The organism is Helicobacter sp. 11S02596-1 (assembly GCF_002272825.1).
Classification (GTDB): Bacteria; Campylobacterota; Campylobacteria; order Campylobacterales; family Helicobacteraceae; genus Helicobacter_J.
This window is the reverse complement of sequence record NZ_MLAM01000042.1, coordinates 1-555: the sequence shown is the minus strand read 5'-3', so window position 1 is coordinate 555 and position 555 is coordinate 1. Positions and strand designations below refer to the sequence as shown.

Sequence of the window (555 nt, the reverse complement as noted above, 5' to 3'; positions counted from 1 at the left end):
GGGCGTCTTTGGGATCAGCGATCGCAAATACTTGGCGTTTGCGATAATAAAGACAAATCAGACTTATCACGACTTTAAAGAGGCTCTTATCAAAATCATCACTGCTTTTTAGAAACTGCTGGATTCCCAGTAATCCTGCGTTGGTGCGTTGCTGGATGGCTGTGCCAGAGACACGATTTACCGCTAAGCCTAGTGCTTCATCATTAAGCCCGATGAGGGTTTTAGACAATGCCCGTTTTTCGTTAGATTTGGCGGTGAGATTGGCAATATCGGCACTATGGTTTTCAAAGCGGATCATTCCTCGAGAGAGTGCGCCTTGATTGACTTTAGTAACAGAATTGTCTTTGCTTATCGTGCGGGTAAATTCGTTTTCATCTCGGACCGCACCCTCTTCAAAGATAATCTTTTGGCTACCCATCATATTGGCTGTGCGATTTTCTGCGAGGTTGATATAGTCTTGGAGTGGCTTAACGTTTCTAAATATCCCATACCAGATATTATGCTCATCAACATAGAGCTTGCGGATGGCATAAGGGTGCGTGCCTGTCTTGAATG

At 44.5% G+C, this 555-nt stretch carries 1 pseudogene; it reads right to left on the bottom strand.

The features are described 5' to 3' along the window. Positions 1–555, bottom strand: a pseudogene (locus BJI48_RS09545) (portal protein); the annotation flags it as partial.